Origin of the sequence: Flavobacterium sp. (assembly GCF_028712645.1) — a bacterium.
In the GTDB taxonomy this organism is placed as follows: domain Bacteria; phylum Bacteroidota; class Bacteroidia; order Flavobacteriales; family Flavobacteriaceae; genus Flavobacterium.
In genome coordinates this window covers 1-2,868 of the sequence record NZ_JAQTPQ010000360.1, presented here as the reverse complement: position 1 = coordinate 2,868, position 2,868 = coordinate 1, and the positions used below count along the sequence as shown (strand labels likewise).

Sequence of the window (2,868 nt, the reverse complement as noted above, 5' to 3'; positions counted from 1 at the left end):
CAAGCTGCAAAACTGCGGGATGACATTAAAGCATTGCAAGAACAATTAACTTGATTTTGCTTAAAATAATTCACTTACTAGTATCCTATTTCTATTATTAAATCAAAAAAAATATTTTTTTTAAGATTTTATTAAGAATTTATATTTTTTATTAAAATTATCAGTATCTTCATATCTACAAAATTACACCCCAAAACTATTTTGTATGAGAAATGAGAATGGTAAAAATTGGAACCATTACATAAAACGGTTAACAAATAGACCTAACACTTCAGGTTTTTTAGTCTTTTTGTCTCTTAGTATTTTTATTATCACTCTAGGTTTTCTTCGCAATCAAATATTGATAAATGAAGAAAATCAAGAAATGGATACTATTTTATCAGGGACTCATCATCAAATTGAGCAATCCTTAAATTACTGTTATACAACAACTGTTTCTCTTGCTCTTACGTTAAATAAAGAGGGCATTCCTGAAAATTTTGAAACTATAAGCAAGGAACTTCTAAAATCCAACCCAATTGTTAGCACAGTACAGTTGGTTCCTAACGGAGTCATCAAATATATTTATCCTTTGAAGGGAAATGAGGTTGCTTTAAATTTAAACGTTTTAGGTACAGGAGATCTTAAAACTGAAGCTAAAAAATCTATAGAATCACAAAAAATTTATTTTGCAGGACCGCTTAAATTAAGACAAGGTGGCATTGGTATCGTAGGTAGGCTTCCTATTTATAAAAACAATTCTTTTTGGGGATTTTCTGCTGTAATAATAAAATTAGAAACCTTATTAGAATATTCTGGGTTTAATAAAATTGATAAATCGAAGTATTACTACCAGTTTTCAAAAAAAAATCCAATTACTTTAAAAGAACATTTTCTTTTTCCATTAAAAAAAGATTTTTCAAAAAGTAAATATTTATCAAAGCCTATTAATGACTGTGGTTGTACGCTTTATTTGGTTGCCTTAAACCCTTATTCGATAGATTCTTCCGTTTTATTCAGTGTGATTTTAGGTATTATTATTGCGCTATTACTCGGTTTTTTAACAACAAGATTATTGAAAAGACCTAAAGAATTAGGAATATTATTAAAAGAACAAGAAACAAGGCTTTTGAATAATGAAATGAAATTTAAAACCATTTTTGATCAAGTCACAATAGGTTTAATAATTTTAGATGCTAAAACAGGAAACATTTTAGATGCCAATAACAAATATTGCAATATGCTAGGCTTTACTTTGGATGAGATTAAAGAAAAAGGAGTGGCTAGTATGACTCATCCTAAGGATTTAGAACTAACAGTATCAAATATAAAAAAACTCCATGAAGGGAAAATTACCGAATACATTGCAGAAAAAAGAACGCTTACTAAAACTGGAAAATATATTTGGGTAAATTTGACTATAAATCCGCTTTGGGAGAGCAACGAAAAACCCAATACACTTATAGCTTTTATTAAAGACATTACTGATGTAAAAGAAAATGAGGAACTAATTAAAAAAAATCAAGCCCGTTATAAATCCCTTATAGATAGTATTGATGGAATTGTTTGGGAATACGATCTTGAGACTTCCACTTCCACTTTTGTTAGTAAAAAAATAGAAGGTATTTTAGGTTATTCAGCAGACGAGTATTCTGATAACACAACTTTTTGGGAAGATCATATTCATCCAGAAGATAGTGAGTTTGCTATTGCTCTTTCTGCCAAAGAAAACAAAAACTTCGAAAATTACGATTACGAATACCGAATGATCAAAAAAAATGGAGACGTAATATGGATAAGAGATAGTATTAATTATGTTTTTGAAAATGATAAACCGGTAAGCTCAAGAGGTATTATGATTGATATTACCAAAATGAAAGACGCTGAGAAAAGTTTAAACAACTCCTTTAATCTAGTTAGTGACCAAAATAAAAGATTATTAAATTTTTCCTATATCGTCTCTCATAATCTACGATCTCACACTAGTAATATTGAGTCTATATTATCTCTTATTGAAGCTGCTGAATCAGATGAAGAACGTGATGAAATGTTACTATTATTGAAATCAGTTTCAAATTCACTTGACGAAACAATGAGTCACCTCAATGAAGTTGTAAATATCAACACTAATATTAACCTTGCAATAAAACCATTAGACTTCAGAAAATATATCATTAAAGCACAAGAAATTCTCAATGAACAAATAAAATTAAATCAAGTTACCTTTAAAGTCGCCATTCCAGATGACGCAATTATAGATTTTAATTCAGCCTATTTAGAAAGCACAATATATAATCTAATTTCGAATGCTATTCGTTACAGACATCCACAGCGAAAACCAATTATAACCATAAAATTATACAAAGAAAATAAGGAAAATGTTATAGAAGTTACTGATAATGGGATTGGGATTGATCTAGCAAAGAATGGAGATAAAATTTTTGGTATGTACAAAACATTCAGTAATAACCCTGACGCAAGAGGAATTGGTCTATTTATAACTAAGAATCAAATAGAAGCGATGGGTGGAAGAATAACCGTAGAAAGTGAATTAAATATAGGAACAACATTTAAAATCTATACCAAATGAAAAAAAAGATAATATGGGTTGTTGATGATGATGCTATTTATCAAATAATAATCAATAAATTGATTCAAAAATCGGGTGCTTTTTCAGCACATTCATCATTCACAAATGGCAAAGAAGCGATTGTCATGCTAAAAAATGGCTTGGGAAATATTGATTCAATACCTGATATTATTTTATTAGACATCAATATGCCAGTTATGGATGGATGGGAATTTATGGAAGAAATAAAAATGATAAAATCAAAAATTGAAAAACATATTACTATCTATATTGTCAGTTCATCTATTGCAACAAAAGAT

Annotated in this window: 2 protein-coding genes; both read left to right on the top strand. The window is 28.8% G+C overall.

The genetic code is table 11. The features are described from left to right. Nucleotides 1-205: 205 nt before the first annotated feature. Entirely contained in the window at nucleotides 206-2,569 is a 2,364-nt protein-coding gene (locus PHC28_RS17840) for a PAS domain S-box protein (RefSeq protein WP_300103693.1), read from the top strand. Continuing rightward, on the top strand, nucleotides 2,566-2,868 hold a 303-nt coding region (locus PHC28_RS17835), incomplete at its 3' end, for a response regulator (protein WP_300103691.1). The genes PHC28_RS17840 and PHC28_RS17835, both read left to right, overlap by 4 nt.

Excerpts from the sequence above, each read along its gene's own strand:
- PHC28_RS17840 (WP_300103693.1), top strand. The coding sequence starts at position 206 with ATGAGAAATGAGAATGGTAAAAATTGGAACCATTACATAAAACGGTTA.